The following is a 16,756-nucleotide window of genomic DNA, read 5'->3' as shown; positions in this document are numbered from 1 at the left end:
TCCGGGGGGACGGTCCAGACAGCAGCCCTGTGGCACGAGCTCCCGCCATGCCCTTGCTGACGCGTGGGGAGAACAGCTCCGTCCGCGGTCGGTGCACCACCTCCCCCCCTCTTCGGTGGGAGGTGATCACGGCCGTGGCCACCAACGTCAGACCGCCCGCCCCCGGGGGTCAGCCGCAGGTCACCGTGGGGCCGTCGATCATCGCGCCCGCGACCTGCTGCCCCCGCGGGGTCCAGTAGCCGAGCTTGGCGACGACCGTGGAGCAGGGGGCGCCCGGCGGCAGGGTGGCGTGGACGGTGACGGTGGCGGGGCGGCCCGGCTGGAGGTCGGTGAGGGCGCAGTCCACGGCGTGCGGGGAGCGGTCCGTCGACGGGTAGCGCCCGGTCAGCGGGTTGACGCAGCGCACGTCCGTCGAGGCCAGGCGGATGCCGGTCGGCGCGTCCCCGATCAGGCCGAGCCGGGCGCTGCCGTCGCCGTCGTCGCCGACCCGCTCGACGGTGTACGTGAGCGTGGTCGTCGTCCCGGGGCGCAGCTCCGCCGGGGCGACCTCGATGCGGTGCGACGCCTCGGGGAGGGGCGCGGCGAGGGTGAAGGTGCCGGTGACGGCGCCCGTGGCGGTGGCGGAGCGGCGGGTGTCCGCGACGCGGACCTCGGCGGTGATCTCGTACGTGCCGGGGCCCGGGTAGGCGGCGCGGAAGCCGAGCGTGCCGGAGCCCGCGGGCTCCTCCCGCGCCGCGCGGTCCACGTGCCGGAGGTCGTGCAGGCGCAGTCGGCGGAGGCGGTCACCGTCATCGACGCCCCGGCCGCGGTCACGCACAGCCCGGCGGCGACCGGCCGCCCGTCGGCGGTGCGCAGGGACGCGGCGGGCGCGCAGACGGTCGCCCCGGCGGCCGCCGCGCGGCCGGCTCGTGCGGGGGCGGCCGCGGTGCCGGGCGCCGGGGCGGGGACGGTCGCGGCGGGCGCGGAGGCGGGGCCGGGGGCGGCGCGGCCTCCGCCGGAGGGGTGCAGAGCAGCGCGGCGGCCGCGGCGGTGACGGCGGCCGCCGCGGCGGCCAGGGCGGTACGGGCGGGTGCGAGGCGCACGGGTTCCTCCTGCTGCGGTCCGGCGGATTCCCCACCCGATCCTGCGGGCCCGCACCCGGCCGCGCCCGCCGGGTGGGCCATCAGGAGGTCCGGGCCGCGGCTGTCGGGTGGGTCGTCAGGGGGCGTGCGGGGCCGTGTCCGCCGGTGATCACGGCCGTCGCCCTGCCGTCGGCGGTGCGCCGCTTCCAGCGCCTCGGGTGCTGAACGGCCCGCCGCCGCGGGGACGGGCGGGCCCGCGAAGGGGGGACGCGGGCCCGCCCGCCGGTTCAGGGAAGCGGCGCGGCGCGCCCTACTTGCGGCACTCCTTCCAGGCGAGGTTGTAGACCGTCTTGATGTCGCCGTCCGTGGAGTCCATGGCGATGAAGCTGTGGGTCTTCTTCGGGTCCGACGTGCCCGCGCCGACCCGCAGTTCGGTGTTGATGTTGAAGTTCCGCTTCACCCCGCAGGGCGCCCAGACGAGCTGGCCCCACTCGGTCTCGTCGGTCACCTGCCAGTTGTTGTCGAACGGGCCGCGGAAGGCGTGGGTACGGGCCGCCGTGTCGGACGAGCCCTGGAAGTAGTACGAGGCCTTCTGCATCGCGTTCGCGCCCTTCTCCAGGTGCGCGTAGCCGCGGTAGTCGGCGCTGGCGACCGCGTACGTGAAGCCGTGCGGCACGTGCACGATCAGGCTGAGCTGGCAGTTCTTGCGGAAGTCGGTCGGTTTGGCGCCGGGGCCCACCTGGGCGAGGTAGTCGCTGTAGGTGACGGTGAAGGCGGTGTTGTCCGGGGCGACGGCGACGGCGGCCGTACCCGCGGGGCAGCCCGAGCCGTTGACCGTCGCGACCTCGATGACGATCTTGCCGGGCGGGGCGGTGATGCCGCTGGGGGCGGCCCCCGCCGTGCCGGGTGCGAGGAGGGCGGTGGCGAGGAGGGCGGTGCCGGATCCGTAGGCGGCCAGCACGCGGCGCGGTCTTCTCGACGTGTTCACGGGTCTCCGTTCGGTTGCCGGTCGAAGTGGGGGGTTCAACCGAGATGGTCGTGCACATGTCAAACATTCAACCGGTTCGGGCCGTTCTGTCCGCACCGGAGAACGCTTCGGATCGTAGGGACCGCGCGGGCGGCTGGATAGGTCGCTTATCGGCCCCGCTCGCCGCCCCCGCCCGCCGCAGGCGGGCAAGCAGCGCGGCGGGGCGGGGTGCCGGGCGGGGAGTGCCGGGCGGGGGCCGGGGCGGCGGGTGCGCCAGGCCCGTACGGCCTGCGGGCGCGGGTCGTCAGCCGAGAAGGAGGCACGTACCACCGCCGCGGGCCGTCGCCGAGGAGGAGGCCCGTACCGCTGCCGCGGGTCGTCAGCGGAGGCGGAGGCCGTACCACTGCCGCGGGTCGTCAGCGGAGGCGGAGGCCGTACCACTGCCGCGGGTCTTCAGCCGGCCCGCGGCAGTCCTCCGGCCAGGACGTGCTCCTCGCCCCACGCGTTCAGCGGCTCCAGCGCCGTGTTGAGGGCCTGCCCCCGGGGCGTCAGCGAGTACTCGACGCGGGGCGGCACCTCGTCGTACACCTCGCGGTGCACGATGCCGTGGGCCTCCATCTCCCTCAGGTGGGAGGTGAGCACCTTCTCGGTGACGCCCGGGATGCGGCGGCGCAACTCTCCGAAACGGCGGGGTGCGCTGTGCAGCTCCCAGAGGATGAGGACCTTCCACTTGCCTGCGATCACGTCCATCGCCGCGTCGACACCGCATGTGTACGGCTCCGGTCGCCGCATGACCGCCATCTCCGCCCGCCTCCCGCCGCTCCCGCCGTGCTGGGCCGGCCGCTGCCTGCACGCTTCCCTGAAGGTAACCACCCACTTCCAAGTGGGTACTTGAGCGTTCGCACGCCTCAGACCAGCCTAAACGGCATGACTGACACTCCTTCCCGCCCTCCTCTCACCCTGCTCGGCACCGGCGACATGGGCACCGCTCTCGGCCGCGCCTGGCTGGCCGCCGGCCACCGGGTCACCGTCTGGAACCGCACCCCCGCCCGGACCGCCGCCCTCGCGGCCGCCGGCGCGACCGTCGCCGCCGGCGCCGCCGAGGCGGTGGCGGCGAACCGGCTCGTCGTCGCCTGCCTGCTCGACGACGCGTCCCTCGGCGACACCCTCGACGGCGCCGACCTGACCGGCCGCGACCTGGTCAACCTGACCACCGGCACCCCCGCCGAAGGCCGGGCCAGGGCCGCCTGGGCGCAGGCCGCGGGCGCCCGGTTCCTGGACGCGGGCATCATGGCGGTCCCGCCGATGATCGGCGCCCCGGAGTCCGGCGCGTACGTCTTCTACAGCGGTTCGCGGGCGCTCTTCGAGGAGCACCGGGAGACCCTGGCCGTCCCTGCCGCCACCACCTACGTCGGCGAGGACCCGGGCTTCGCCGCGCTGCACGACGTGGCGCTGCTGAGCGCCATGTACGGCATGTTCGGCGGGGTCCTGCACGCCTTCTCGCTCATCCGCGGGGAGGACATCGCGCCCAAGGAGTTCGCGGACCTGCTGGTGCCGTGGCTCGGCGCGATGGCGGGCCTCGCCCACCAGACCGCCGACCAGCTCCAGAGCGGCGACTACGCCAAGGGCGTCGTCTCCAACCTCGCCATGCAGGCCGCTGGCGGCACCACGCTGCTGCGCACGGCCCGCGAGCAGGGCACCAGCCCCGAACTGCTGGCGCCCTACCTGGACCTGCTGGAGCGCCGGGTCGCGGCGGGCCACGGCCATGAGGACCTCAGCGGCGCGGTGGAACTCCTCGACACCGGCGACCGCGCCGGCGCCTCCTGAGGCGCGGGGCGGCGGCGCGGGACGCGGCACGCACCGGCCGCGCACGACACCCGCCCGGCGGTCGTCCCGAGCGTCCGGCACGGGCCGCGCCGCGGCCGGGAAACGCCGAGGGCCCGGTCGCCGCGACGGCGGCGGACCGGGCCCTTCGGTGTGCGGCAGCGGTCAGAGCTGCTCGATGACGTAGTCGATGCAGGCCGTCAGCGCCTCGACGTCCGCCGGGTCCACCGCCGGGAACATCGCGATGCGCAGCTGGTTGCGGCCGAGCTTGCGGTACGGCTCGGTGTCCACGATGCCGTTGGCGCGCAGCGCCTTGGCGACGGCCGCCGCGTCGACCTCGTCGGAGAAGTCGATCGTGCCGATGACCTGCGAGCGCTTGGCCGGGTCGGACACGAACGGCGTGGCGTACTTGGACTCCTCGGCCCAGCCGTACAGGGTCCGCGACGAGGCGGCGGTGCGGCGCACGGCCCAGTCGAGGCCGCCCTGGCCGTTGATCCACTTCAGCTGCTCGTTCAGCAGGAACAGCGTGGCGAGCGCCGGGGTGTTGTACGTCTGGTTCTTCAGCGAGTTGTCGATCGCGGTCGGCAGGGAGAAGAACTCCGGGACGTGGCGGCCCGAGGCGTGCACGGAGCGGGCCCGCTCCAGCGCGGCCGGGGAGAACACGCCGATCCACAGGCCGCCGTCGGCGGCGAACGACTTCTGCGGCGCGAAGTAGTAGACGTCGGTCTCGGTGATGTCGACCGGCAGGCCGCCCGCACCGGACGTGGCGTCCACGAGGACCAGCGCGCCCTCGTCGGCGCCCGCGACCCGCTTGATCGGGGCGGCGACACCGGTGGAGGTCTCGTTGTGGGTGAAGGCGTACACGTCGACGCCCGCCTCGGCCTGCGGCTGCGGGTGCGTCCCGGGCTCGGAGGAGATGACGGTCGGCTCGGCCAGCCACGGCGCCAGCTTGGCGGCCTTCGCGAACTTGGACGAGAACTCGCCGAACGACAGGTGCTGGGACTTGGACGCGATGAGCCCGTGCGTCGCGACGTCCCAGAACGCGGTGGAGCCGCCGTTGCCGAGGACGACCTCGTACCCCTCGGGCAGCGAGAACAGGTCGCGCACGCCCGTACGCACCTCGCCCACCAGGTTCTTCACCGGGGCCTGGCGGTGGGACGTGCCCATCAGGGACGTGCCGGTGGCGGCCAGGGCGTCCAGCGCCTCCGTCCGCACCTTGGAGGGGCCCGCACCGAAACGGCCGTCGGCGGGCTTGATGTCAGCGGGAATCCGGATCTCAGCCACGGTGGGAGCCTAGCCCCTCCGATGCCTCACCGAGCGCCGTGTCCGCCCGGTGAGACATCGATGCGGGGCCGCGGGCGCCGCCCGCGGCCCCCGGGATCAGCCGCGCCGCAGCCGCACCGGCAGCTCGTACAGGTCGTTCTGGGTGACGACCGGCTTGTTCCGCAGCTCCGACGCCGGTACGGCCAGCGAGAGTTCTGGGAACCGGGCGTACAGCGCGGGCAGGGCGACGCCGGCCTCCAGACGGGACAGCGCGGCGCCGGGGCAGACGTGCGGGCCGTGGCCGAACGACATGTGCCGGATGGGCGAGCGGGTGATGTCGAACACGTCCGCGTCGGGGCCGTGCTGCTCCCGGTCCCGGCCGATCGCCGCGTACGACACGATCAGCGCGTCCCCGGCAGGCAGCACCGCGTCGCCCACCTTCACGTCCTCGGTGGCGAACCGGATCAGCACGTGCGAGGTCGGGGTGGACCAGCGCAGCGTCTCCTCGACCACCGCGTCCCAGCCCACCCGGCCGGAGCGGACCAGCTCCAGCTGCTCGGGGTGCGTCGACAGGTTCACCACCGCGTTGACGATGAGGGAGATCGTCGTCTCGTGGCCCGCCGCCACCATCAGTTGCAGGGTGGAGACGATCTCCTCGTCCGTCAGGCGGTCGCCGCCCTCGGACGCGGCGATGAGCGCGCTGGTGAGGTCGTCGCCCGGGGCGGCGCGGCGGGTCGCGACCACGTTCGCCATCATCGCGGCCAGCTCGCCGAGGGTCGCGACGACCTCCTCCGGCGGGGTCTGCGTGGAGAAGAACTTGTCGAACAGCACCTTCAGCCGCGGGTGGTCCGCCGCGTCGAGGCCCATCAGGTCGCTGATCACGTACATCGGCAGCGGGTAGGCGAACAGCGCCTTCAGGTCGACGACCGCGCCCGGCTCCTCGGCGTCGCGGGCGGCCAGCGCGTCCAGCAGGCCGTCCGCCAGCTCGGTGACGCGGTCCCGCATCAGCTCCACCCGGCGCGGGGTGAGCGCCTGGGCGACGAGGGACCGCAGGCGGCGGTGCTCCTCGCCGTCCACCGTCAGCATGGACCGCCCCGGGTTGGCCAGGCCGATCAGCGGCCAGTCCAGCGGTATCTCGCCGCGCTGCCACATGCCCCACACGCCGATGTCCTTCACCACGCGCGGATCGGTCAGCAGGGCGCGGGCCTCCGCGTGGCCGGTGACCGCCCACACCGGCACCCCGCCGGGCAGTTCGACCCGGACGAGCGGGCCGGCCTCGCGCAGCCGGGCGGTCTCGCCGGCGAGGTCCGACACGAACGGGTCCAGGGCGAGCGGGCAGCGGCCGGGGGCGGCGGTGTCGGCGGGGCGGGCGGGTCCGGTCATGCGGTGCCTCCCAGGGCGGGGGTGGGGGTGAACGTCACGGGCAGGCCCGTCAGTCCGCGCAGCCACGGCGAGGGGCGCCGGGTCAGCGTCGCGGCCGGTACGGCGAGGTCGATGTCCGGCAGCCGGTCGAGCAGCACTTCGATGCCGGTGCGGGCGATGACCTCGGCGATCTCCTGCGCCGGGAACGGGCAGCGGTGCTCGCCGTGCCCGAAGGAGAAGAAGGCGCTGTTGCCCCCGGTGAGGGAGGCGCTGTCGACGTGGACCTGCGGGTCGGAGTTGGCGGCGGCCAGCCCCAGCAGCAGCAGGTCGCCCTCGCGGATGCGGCGGCCGCCCAGGTGGGTGTCGCGGGACGCCCAGCGCCCGGCGACGTTCTGCGTCGGGGTGTCCGCCCACAGCACCTCGTTCATCGCCTCGGCGACGCTGTTGCGGCCGCCGAACAGGGAGGCGGCGAACCGCTCGTCGGTGAGCATCAGCCGCAGCGAGTTGCCGATCCAGTCGGCGGTCGGCTGGTGCCCCGCGGCCATCATCACCATGAGGTCCTGGGTGATCTCGTCGGCCGTGAAGCCCGACGTGTCGGCCAGCATGCGGGACACCACGTCGTCGCGGGGCTCCTCCTGCCGCGCGTGGATCAGCCCGTACATCGACGTCGCCAGGTGCTGCTGGCCCTCAAGGGCCCGCTCCCGGCCGTCGATCATGTCGTTGAGCGCGGTGACCAGGCCGGGGCCCTCGTCGTCCGGCACGCCGTAGATCTTCACCAGGACGCGGACCGGCAGCAGCATCGCGTACTGCCCGACGAGGTCGGCCCGGCCCTTCCCGCAGAACGCGTCGATCAGCTCGTCCGCGAAGCCCTCGGCGTACCGGCGCAGCAGGAACGGGTCGACCGACTCCAGCGCGGTCTCGATCATGCCGGCGCGCTGCCGGTGCCGCTCGCCGACGGTGTACAGGATGGACGGCTGCTTGCGGCCGATCATCGGCAGCAGCGGCCAGTCCTCGGGGATCCGGTCCCACTGGTTCCACAGGTCCGAGTCGCGGCTGAAGAGGACCGGGTCGCTCGTCACCTGGTGCAGCTCCCGGTAGTCGAGCACCAGCCAGGCCGGTACGTCGCCGTCGAGGAGGACCGGGGCGACGGCGCCGTGCTCGCGGCGCAGCTCCCGGTACAGCTCCGCCGGGTCGCGCTGGAAGCGGTCACCGGAGAGCGGGAAGGGCGCGCCCTCGGTGGTGGCCTCGGTCGTCATCGGGATCCGGCCTCCTGCAGGCGCGCGGTGGGAGAAGGGGGGGACTGGAGGGAGCGGAGGTGCTGGAGGTACTCGACGAGCGTCAGCAGGACCTGCTTGCCCGAGGCGCGCTCGCGGGCGTCGCAGACCAGCAGCGGCACGTGGGCGGGCAGGTCGAGGGCCTCGCGGAGCTGCTCCTCGGTGTGCGCGGGGCCGCCGAAGTCGTTCACGGCCACGACGAACGGCATGCCGTGGTGCTCCAGCCGGTCGATCGCGTACCAGGAGTCGGCGAGCCGCCGCGTGTCGACGAGGACGACCGCGCCGAGGGTGCCGGAGAAGAGCCGGTCCCACAGGAACCAGAACCGCTCCTGGCCCGGCGCGCCGAACAGGTACAGCACGTTCCGCGCGTCCAGCGTGATGCGGCCGAAGTCGAACGCCACGGTCGTGGACGTCTTGGCGGCGACCTGCGTCGTGTCGTCCACGTCCTCGCCGGCCCGGGTCATCGTCTCCTCGGTGTTGAGGGGGCGGATCTCGCTGACGGAGCGGACGAGGGTGGTCTTCCCGACGCCGAAGCCGCCCACGACGACGATCTTCAGGCCGTTGTCGGCGGTGGCGGCGAGCGGTGTGCGCGGGCCGGGCGCCGCCCGGTCAGAGGTTGCGGAGTCCAACGAGCACCTGCTCCAGGAGGTCGGGTTCGGGAAGGACGTACGCGGAGGGCGAGGGGCCCGTACGGGGATGGCGGGCGCTGATCCGGCCCGTGCCGAGCAGGTCGGTCAGCAGGATCCGCACGATGCTCACCGGCAGCCCGAGCTCCGCCGCGATCTCCACGACGGCGGTGGGCCGCCGGCACATCAGGAGGATCGCCGCGTGCTCCGACTGCATGCCGGCGGTCGGGTCGGACTCCGACACCACCAGGGTGACCAGGTCGAACGGTGTGTCGGGGCCGCTGCGCGTACGGCCGCCGGTGAGCGTGTACAGCCGGTCGGGGGACTCGTCCCTGGCACGGGGGCCGCTCACGAGGGGGAACTCGTGCGGGGTGCGGCGGTCAGATGCGGCCCGAGCTGCTCGACGAGCTCGCTCATGTTGTGCCCGACGAGACCGACGTCGGCGCTGTCGGCCGCCACGACGGCCAGGTGGGCGCCGTGCCCGGCCTCGACGATGAGCAGGACGCCGCCGTAGAACTCGGCCATCGCCGAGCGGACCCCGCCCGAGCCGTCGCCGAACTCCATGGAGGCGCCCTGGGAGAGGCTCTGGATGCCCGCGGCGATCGCCGCGAGCTGGTCGGCCTGGTCGACCGACAGGCCGGCGGTGCGGCACAGCTTCAGCCCGTCCCGGGACAGCACCAGGGCGTGGCGGGCGTCGGGCGTGCGCTCCAGCAGGTTCTCCAGCAGCCAGCTGAGCTTCTCGTCGGTGGTGGCGGTGGCGGTCATCGTCGGTCGGTGCCTTCCGTGGTGGGGCGTACCGCTTGGCGGAAGCTGCTGAAACGGTCCGCCGCGCGCGCGTGGGAGGGAACGGGGATGTCGGCGCGGTCCGGTGACAGGCCGGGCGCCCCGTCGGGGTGCGCGGCCGCGAGGGTGCTGCCGCGCCGCCGCCGGGGCAGCGCGGAGCCGCCGGTGGTCTCCTGGCCGTCCGCGGGCGTCTCCGGGGCGGGGCCGACGCCCGGTGCGCCGCCGGCGGCGGCGGGGGCGCGGTGGCGCGGGGGCGGTGCGGACGGCGGGCGCGGGCGGGGCCGGCAGTCCGCGCGGCGCGGAGGCGCCCGGCGCCGTGGGAGGCGCGGCGGAGGTGAGGGCGAGGCGGCCCAGCCGGTCGTCGTCGCGGGTCCGTACGACCAGCTCGTGCGGGATCAGCATCAGCGCGCCGGTGCCGCCCCGGGCGGACGGCCGGTAGGACACCGTCAGCCCGTGCTTGCGGGCGAGCCGGCCCACGACGGCCAGCCCGAGGCGGGTGCCGGACAGGCCGGACAGCCCGGAGTCCTGGTCGCAGCAGACGGCCTGCTCGGCGCGGCGCAGCTGCACGTCGCTCATGACCAGCCCGCTGTCCTCGACGGTGACGACGACCCCTGCGGGGACCTCCTCCACGTACACGTGGACCTCGGCGGTCGGCGGGGAGAAGTTGGCGGCGTTGTCGAGGAGTTCGGCGAGAGCGTGCATCACGCCCTCGGCGGCGTGCCCGGCGACCGCCGCACGGCTGGTGCAGTGCGTGCGGATCCGCTGGTAGCCGGCGATGCGCCCCATGGCGCCGCGCAGGATGGACTCCATCACGATGGGCTTGGCCCAGCGGCGGCCCGACCGGGCGCCGGTGAGGACGGCGATCGAGTCCGCGAGCCGGCCCGCCTGAGCGGTCCTGTGGTCGAGGTGCAGCAGGTCGTGCAGGACGTCCTCGTCGGTGTGCCGGTGCTCCATGGCGCGCAGCTCGGCGAGCATGCCGGTCGCCAGGGCCTGCATGCGGGCCGCGGCGTTGGCGCAGGCGGTGACCGCGGTGGTGCGGGCGGTCTCGCTGCTGCGCGCCTCGGCGCGGGCCCGGTCCGCCTCGGCGCGGGCGGCGGCGAGGGCGCCCTCGCTCTCGGCACGGGCGGCGGCGACCGCCTGCTCGGACTCCGCCCGGGCGCGCGCGGCGTCGGCGCGGGCCGCCTCGACGGCCCGGTCCGCCTCGGCGCGGGCGGCCGCGGCGGCCTCCTCGCTCTCGGCGCGGGCCGCGGCGACCGCGTGCTCGGCGTGTGCGCGGGCCTCGGCGAGGGCCCGGTGCGCGTGCGCCCGCACCTCCGCGACGGAGCGCTCCGCCTCGGCTCTCAGCGCCGCGGCGGTGTGGTCGGCGCGCGCCCGGAGCTCGGCGGCGGTGGCCTCGGCGCGCGCGCACGCCTCCCGGGCGGTGCGGGAGGCCCGCAGGGCGCGCAGGGCGGTGAGCGCGGCGGCGGTGAGCAGGACGGCGGCCAGGGCCGCCGTCCAGGCCACGGCGGTGCGCGCGGGTGCGGGCGCGGCGACCGCGGCCAGCACGGCCAGGGCGGCCGCGGCGGCGGGGACCGACACGGTCGCGGCGGTGTCGCGGCGCGTCCGGACGGACCGGAGTGAGGTGCGCAAAACGTCAGCCCTCCGGGCGAACGGGGGAGCGGAGGCATTACTTCTGGGCAAGTCGTGGTCACTATAGGTGAATTGACGATCAGTGAGGGAGCTTCCTGGTGCGTTATCGGGTTATCCCTGGTCGGTTGTGATCGAGACGTCCTTGGAGCCCGGTTTCTCCGGCTCCGCTTCCTCCGGGGAGGGTGCGCTGACGGACCGCGGGGCGCGTGCGCTTCCGGGCTGCCGGGCAGGTCCGTTTCCGGGCTCCGGGTGCATGCCCTTCCGGGGCGGGGCGCAGGGCGGGTGGGCTTCCGGGCTGCGGGGTGGGCGGGCTTCCGGGCTGCGGGGCGGGTGGACTTCCGGGCTCCGGGGTGGGCAGGCTTCCGGGCTCCGGGGCGCAGGGCGGTGGACTTCCGGGCTTCGGGGTGGGCGGGCTTCCGGGCGCAGGGCGGGTGGACTTCCGGGCTGCGCGGACCGCCCCGGGCGGTTGGGCCTGCCGGGACGGCCGGGAGGCCCTGGGCGGTTCGGGAGCGGGCGCCCCTGCCCGGGGTGGGCCTGTTCCGCGCGGCGAGCAGGCCGCAGCCCGCCGCGCGGCTGCACGCGGACGCCTGGCGCGTACCCGTTCGCCATGCACCCCGCGTGCGCGCCTGCATGCGGGGGCTGCCGCGCTCGCGGTCACAAGAGTCCGCACGCGGACGCTTGGCGCGCGTACCCGCTCACCGCGCACCTTCCGCGTGGGCGCCTGCACGCGGAAGCCCGCCGCGCACGCGCACCCGCACGCCTGCACGCGGAAGTCCGCGACGCACGCGCACCCGCACGCCTGCACGCGGAAGCCCGCCGCGCACGCGCAACCGCACGCCTGCACGCGGAAGTCCGCGACGCACGCGCACCCGCACGCCTGCACGCGGAAGCCCGCCGCGCGGCTGCGCGGGCGCGGGGGTGCGGCCGGTCGGCATCATGGGGGCATGGCTCACCGTACGGACCTGGCCCGGGACCTGCGCCGCGCCGTGCGCGGGGACGTGGACTTCGGGGCGGCGGCGCGGGCGCTGACGACCATGGACGCGTCCAACTACCGCCGCGTCCCCCTCGGCGTGGTCGCCCCGCGCGACGGCGACGACGTGGCCGCCGCCCTCCAGGTCTGCCGGGCCCACGAGGTGCCCGTGACGGCCCGCGGCGGTGGCACGTCCACCGCCGGCCAGGCCACCGGCCGGGGCGTGGTCCTGGACTTCACCCGCCACATGCGGGGCCTGCTGGACCTGGACCCCGCGGCCCGCACCGCGACCGTGCAGCCCGGCCTGGTCCTGGACCGGCTGCGGGAGGCGGCCCGCCCGCACGGGCTGACCTTCGGCCCCGACCCGTCGACGCACAGCCGCTGCACCCTCGGCGGCATGATCGGCAACAACGCCTGCGGCGCCCACTCCGTGGCCTGGGGCACCACCGCCGACAACGTCCACGAGCTGGCCGTCCTCACCTACGACGGGGACAGCCACCGCCTGGGCCGCGACGGCCGCGGAGCACCGCCCGGCCTGACCGACCTCGTCCACCGCCACCTCGCGCTCATCCGCACCGGCTTCCCGCCGGGCCTGCCCCGCCGCATCTCCGGCTACGCCCTGGACGCCCTGCTGCCGGAGCGCGGCACGGACGTGGCCCGCGCCTACTGCGGCAGCGAGGGCACCCTGGCCGTGCTGACCGAGGCGACGGTGCGGCTCGTGGAGGCGCCGCCCGCGCGGGCGCTCGCGGTGCTCGGGTACGCCGACGAGAGCGCGGCGGCCGAGGCCGCGGCCGGGCTGCTGCCGCTGGCGCCGCTGACCGTGGAGGGCATGGCCGAGGACCTGGTCCGCGACCCGGCGGCCCGCGCCCTGCTGCCGCGGGGCGCGGCGTGGCTGTTCGCGGAGGCGGGCGGCGCCACGCCCGCCGAGGCCGCGGCCCGCGCGGCGCGGCTGCTGCGCGCGGCGGACGCCCTGGACGGCGCGGTCGTCGCGGACCCGGCCGGGCAGCGGGCCCTGTGGCGGGTCCGGGAGGACGCCGCGGGCACGGCGACCCGGATGCCGGACGGCACGGAGGCGTGGCCGGGCTGGGAGGACTGCGCGGTGCCGCCGCCCCGCCTCGGCGCGTACCTGCGGGACTTCCGCGCCCTGCTGGCCGAGCACGGCCTGCGCGGCACGCCCTACGGCCACTTCGGGGAGGGCTGCGTCCACGTCCGCATCGACTTCGGGCTGGCGGAGCCGTCCGGCGTACGGGCCTTCCGGCGCTTCTCGGAGGAGCTGGCGGACCTGGTGGCGGCCCACGGAGGCTCCCTGTCGGGCGAGCACGGCGACGGGCTGGCCCGCTCGGAGCTGCTGCCGAGGATGTACGGGGACGACCTGGTCCGCCTCTTCGACCACGTCAAGGAGGTGTGGGACCCCGCGGGCGGCCTCAACCCCGGGGTGCTCGCCCACCCCGACCGCCTCGACCGGCACCTGCGGTTCGCGGCGCTGCCTCCCGAGCGCCCCGTCACGGCCTTCGCCTACCCGGACGACGGCGGCGACTTCCGCACCGCCGTGCGGCGCTGCGTCGGCGTGGCGAAGTGCCGGGCGGAGGGCCCCGAATCGGGCCCCTCCGTGATGTGCCCGTCGTACCGCGCGACCGGTGAGGAGCAGCACTCCACGCGGGGCAGGGCGCGGCTGCTGCACGAGATGCTCGCGGGCGGTCCGGTCGCGGACGGCTGGCGGTCGCCGGAGGTGCGGGAGGCCCTGGACCTGTGCCTGGGCTGCAAGGGCTGCCGCAGCGACTGCCCGGCGGGCGTCGACATGGCCACGTACAAGGCGGAGTTCCTGCACCACTACCACCCGGGCTGGGTGCGGCCGGTGAGCCACTACACGATGGGCGGCCTGCCGTCCTGGCTGCGGGTGCTGGCCCCGGCGGCGCCGCTGCTGAACGCGGCGGCCCGGGTGCCGCCGCTGGCCGCGCCGGCGAAGTGGGCGGCCGGGGTCGCGCGGCAGCGCCGGATCCCCGCCTGGCCCGCCGCACCCTCCTCGCCAGGACGCGCGAGCGGCCCCCGGTGGAGTCCCCGCAGGCGTACCTGTGGCCCGACACCTTCACCCACCACTTCGACCCGCAGGTCGGCGAGGCGGCGCTGCGGGTCATGGACGCGGCGGGCCTGCGGGTCGCCCTGCCGCCCGGCCCCCGGGTGTGCTGCGGCCTCACCTACGTCTCGACGGGCCGCCTCGACCGGGCCCGGCACGTGATGCGCCGGACCCTCGACAGGCTGGAGCCGGTCGCCGGCCGGCCCCTGGTGGTGCTGGAGCCGAGCTGCGCGGCGACCCTGCGCACCGACCTGCCGGAGCTGCTCCCCGGCGACGCGCGGGCCCGCGCGGTCGCCGCGTCCGTCCGCACCTTCGCGCAGACGCTGGAGGAGCTGGCCCCCGACTGGGAGCCGCCGCGGCTGGACCGCCCGGTGGCCGGGCAGACCCACTGCCACCAGCACGCGGTGCTGGGCGACGCGGCCGAGCGGCGGCTGCGGGAGCGCGCCGGCCTGGCCGGGGATCTCAGCGGCGGCTGCTGCGGACTGGCCGGGAACTTCGGCTTCGAACGCGGCCACTACGACGTGTCCGTGGCCTGCGCGCAGGACCGGCTGCTGCCCGCGGTGTCCGCCGCGCCCCCGGCGCCGCGCTGCTGGCGGACGGCTTCTCCTGCCGCACGCAGCTGGCGGAGCTCGCGGACCGGCGCGCCCGCCACCTCGCGGAGCTGCTGGCGGAGGCGCTGCCGGCCGGGGAGGACCGTCCCAGCACCTGAGACCGGGAACGGGTGCCATAGCCATGGCGGGGTTTCACTGCTTACCTAAGATGGGCCCCGGTCCGTGGGGCACCCCTGCGCACGGCGCGAGAGAAGGAAGAGGTCCCGTGAACGACGCCCGTACCGCCCAGCCCGCCGCGACCGGCCGTCCCGCCGCGGCCGCCCAGGCCGGGGCGGCCGCCCCGGGCGGCTCCGCGCAGCCTCGGCGGGGCCGGTGGCGCTGGTGGTGGCGGGCGGACTGTCGGTGCAGTTCGGCGCGGCGGTGGCGGTGCTGCTGATGCCGCGCGCGGGCGCCTTCGGCGTGGTGACGCTCCGCCTGACCCTGGCGGCGCTGGTCCTGATCCTGCTGTGCCGGCCGCGCGTGCGCGGCTACAGCCGGGCGGACTGGGCCACGGTGACCGCCTTCGGCGCGGCGCTCGCGGGCATGAACGTCTGCATCTACCAGGCCATCGACCGCATCCCGATGGGCGCGGCGGTCACCCTGGAGGTGCTGGGGCCGCTGCTGCTCTCGGTGATCGCCTCCCGGCGCCTGCTGAACGCGGTGTGGGCGGGGCTGGCCCTGGCGGGCGTCGTCCTGCTCGGCGGCGGGGGCTTCGACCGGCTCGACCCGGTCGGCGCGGGCTTCGCGCTCGCGGCGGGCGCGATGTGGGCCGCGTACATCGTCTTCAGCGCCCGCACGGGCCGCCGCTTCCCGCAGGTCGACGGCCTGGCCCTGGCGATGGCGGTGGGCGCGGTGCTGAGCCTGCCGCTGGGCCTGGTGGAGGCGGGCGGCGCCCTCCTGGTCCCGACGACCCTGGCGCTGGGCCTGGCGGTGGCGCTGCTGTCGTCGGTCCTGCCGTACAGCCTGGAACTGATCGCGCTGCGCAGGCTGCCCGCGGCGACGTTCGCGATCCTGATGAGCCTGGAGCCCGCGATCGCGGCCCTGGCCGGCTTCCTGGTCCTGCACCAGGCGCTGTCCGTGCTGGACGCGGCGGCCATCGCCCTGGTGATCCTGGCCAGCATGGGCGCGGTCCGCTACCGGGCGGGCCGCCGCCGGACGGCCGGGGCGGCGCCGGCGGGCTGACTGGGTAGGGCGGGGCCTTTCGGGCGCGCCGGGCGGGCGTGCAGCCGGGCCGCGGGTGGTGCGGGCGGCCGGAAGAGTCGGCCGGGGCGGCGTCGGCGGCACACTGCGCAGGGCGGGATTCTTCGGGAGCTGACTGCGCAGGCGGTCGCCGGGGCGCCGCCCGGCGGGCGTGCGGTCGGCCGGGGGCGGGAGCGGGGCGGCGCGCATCCGGGGTCAGGCGGTCCCGGGACGCGGCGGCCGGAGGAACCGGACGAGACGGAAGTCCCGGGCCACGCGGGCGGCAACGCCCCCGCAGGGCATCGGCCCGTCGGACCGGCGGCCTCGGGGGGCGGGCTGTCGGTCCGACGGGAGCAGGTCGGCCGCTACTCCGGCATGAGCACGGTGTCGATGATGTAGACGTTGGCGTTGGCCGTCTTCACATGGCCGCAGACGACCTTCGCGGTGTCGTTGACCGTGTACGACTCGCCGGAGCCCGACGTGGTGAGGGTTCCCTTCTGGAGGGTCTCGAAGGAGCCGCTCTCCAGCTGCTGCGGCGTCAGCTTCTGGCCGACCACGTGGTAGGTGAGGATCTTCGTCAGCGTCTCCTTGTCGGCGAGGACCGCGTCCAGGTCGGCCTTCGGGATCTTCGCGAAGGCGTCGTTGGTCGGCGCGAAGACCGTGATGTCCTGCGCGTTGTTGAGGGTGTCGACGAGGCCGGCCTTCTGCACGGCGGTCACCAGGGTCGACAGGGCCGGGTTGTTCGAGGCGGCGGTGGCGACCGGGTCCTTCGCCATGCCGTCGAAGCTCCCCGCGCCGTCCTCGGGCACGGCGGCGCAGGCCGGGCCGAACGGGCCGTCCATAGCCTGGGCGGCGTCGCCGGCGGGCGACGAGGCCGCCGAGCCCTCGGCCGCGGGGGCCGAGGAGGAACCGCTGCCCGCGTCCGAGCACGCGGTGAGCGTGAGCGGCAGCACGGCGGCGGCGGCCAGCGCGAGGGCGGTCCGGCGGAGGATCAGCTTGCTGGTCATGATCGTGAACTCCTTGGTGGGTGCGCGCACCGGGACCGGTGCGCGGGGGTGACGGGAAGACGGGGACGCGGCGGCGCCCCGAAGGGCAGGGCCGGGGCGTGACGGAACGTCGGGGGGCCGGGCACAGGAGCAGGTACGGGAACGGGG

General features: G+C 75.9%; 12 protein-coding genes and 1 pseudogene. 3 read left to right on the top strand and 10 right to left on the bottom strand.

Going from position 1 to position 16,756, the window contains the following annotated elements:
• Positions 1–169: 169 nt before the first annotated feature.
• From L6E17_RS25700 to L6E17_RS25690, 3 genes are all read right to left on the bottom strand, one after another.
• The gene (locus L6E17_RS25700) at positions 170–745 is read right to left on the bottom strand and encodes a hypothetical protein (RefSeq protein WP_236243073.1); all 576 of its coding nucleotides are present in this window, start codon (positions 743–745) and stop codon (positions 170–172) included.
• Between the two features lie 626 nt (positions 746–1,371).
• Complete coding sequence (locus tag L6E17_RS25695; protein ID WP_374109145.1) at positions 1,372–2,049, bottom strand: DUF4360 domain-containing protein; 678 nt, start codon at positions 2,047–2,049, stop codon at positions 1,372–1,374.
• A 432-nt stretch (positions 2,050–2,481) separates the two neighbouring features.
• Positions 2,482–2,829 carry a helix-turn-helix domain-containing protein gene (locus tag L6E17_RS25690; protein ID WP_236243072.1) on the bottom strand — a complete coding sequence of 116 codons (348 nt, stop codon included), beginning with the start codon at positions 2,827–2,829 and terminating at the stop codon, positions 2,482–2,484.
• 126 nt (positions 2,830–2,955) lie between these two features.
• Between L6E17_RS25690 and L6E17_RS25685 the strand changes: the two genes are divergently transcribed.
• Positions 2,956–3,855, top strand: coding sequence for an NAD(P)-dependent oxidoreductase (locus L6E17_RS25685; protein WP_236243071.1), 900 nt, complete (start codon positions 2,956–2,958; stop codon positions 3,853–3,855).
• 162 nt (positions 3,856–4,017) lie between these two features.
• Here L6E17_RS25685 and serC read toward each other — a convergent pair whose 3' ends face one another.
• The 6 genes from serC to L6E17_RS25655 all read right to left on the bottom strand — a co-directional run bounded on the left by serC (position 4,018) and on the right by L6E17_RS25655 (position 10,738).
• Positions 4,018–5,136: a phosphoserine transaminase gene (gene serC / locus L6E17_RS25680; protein WP_236243070.1), complete on the bottom strand. Its 1,119-nt coding sequence runs from the start codon at positions 5,134–5,136 to the stop codon at positions 4,018–4,020.
• Positions 5,137–5,232: 96 nt separating this feature from the next.
• Positions 5,233–6,498, bottom strand: coding sequence for a cytochrome P450 (locus L6E17_RS25675; protein ID WP_236243069.1), 1,266 nt, complete (start codon positions 6,496–6,498; stop codon positions 5,233–5,235).
• The gene (locus L6E17_RS25670; RefSeq protein ID WP_236243068.1) at positions 6,495–7,733 is read right to left on the bottom strand and encodes a cytochrome P450; all 1,239 of its coding nucleotides are present in this window, start codon (positions 7,731–7,733) and stop codon (positions 6,495–6,497) included. Before L6E17_RS25670 ends, L6E17_RS25675 begins: the two co-directional genes overlap by 4 nt.
• Positions 7,730–8,380, bottom strand: coding sequence for an ATP/GTP-binding protein (locus L6E17_RS25665; RefSeq protein WP_236243067.1), 651 nt, complete (start codon positions 8,378–8,380; stop codon positions 7,730–7,732). Before L6E17_RS25665 ends, L6E17_RS25670 begins: the two co-directional genes overlap by 4 nt.
• Positions 8,361–8,729: a DUF742 domain-containing protein gene (locus L6E17_RS25660; protein ID WP_236243066.1), complete on the bottom strand. Its 369-nt coding sequence runs from the start codon at positions 8,727–8,729 to the stop codon at positions 8,361–8,363. The genes L6E17_RS25665 and L6E17_RS25660 overlap by 20 nt, the downstream gene beginning before the upstream one ends.
• Positions 8,726–10,738: a roadblock/LC7 domain-containing protein gene (locus tag L6E17_RS25655; protein ID WP_236243065.1), complete on the bottom strand. Its 2,013-nt coding sequence runs from the start codon at positions 10,736–10,738 to the stop codon at positions 8,726–8,728. Before L6E17_RS25655 ends, L6E17_RS25660 begins: the two co-directional genes overlap by 4 nt.
• 995 nt (positions 10,739–11,733) lie before the next feature.
• Here L6E17_RS25655 and L6E17_RS25650 point away from each other — a divergent pair.
• A pseudogene (locus L6E17_RS25650) lies at positions 11,734–14,542 on the top strand (FAD-binding and (Fe-S)-binding domain-containing protein).
• 64 nt (positions 14,543–14,606) lie between these two features.
• The gene (locus L6E17_RS25645; RefSeq protein ID WP_374109144.1) at positions 14,607–15,605 is read left to right on the top strand and encodes a DMT family transporter; all 999 of its coding nucleotides are present in this window, start codon (positions 14,607–14,609) and stop codon (positions 15,603–15,605) included.
• A 362-nt stretch (positions 15,606–15,967) separates the two neighbouring features.
• Here the strand turns inward: L6E17_RS25645 and L6E17_RS25640 are convergent, their stop codons facing one another.
• Positions 15,968–16,609, bottom strand: a complete 642-nt coding sequence (locus L6E17_RS25640; RefSeq protein WP_236243064.1) for a fasciclin domain-containing protein — start codon at positions 16,607–16,609, stop codon at positions 15,968–15,970.
• Between the last annotated feature and the right edge of the window lie 147 nt (positions 16,610–16,756).

Origin of the sequence: Streptomyces sp. CC228A, assembly GCF_021390935.1 — a bacterium.
In the GTDB taxonomy this organism is placed as follows: Bacteria; Actinomycetota; Actinomycetes; order Streptomycetales; family Streptomycetaceae; genus Streptomyces.
The sequence above is the reverse complement of the archived record's forward strand: the minus strand, read 5'-3'. Positions and strand labels throughout refer to the sequence as shown.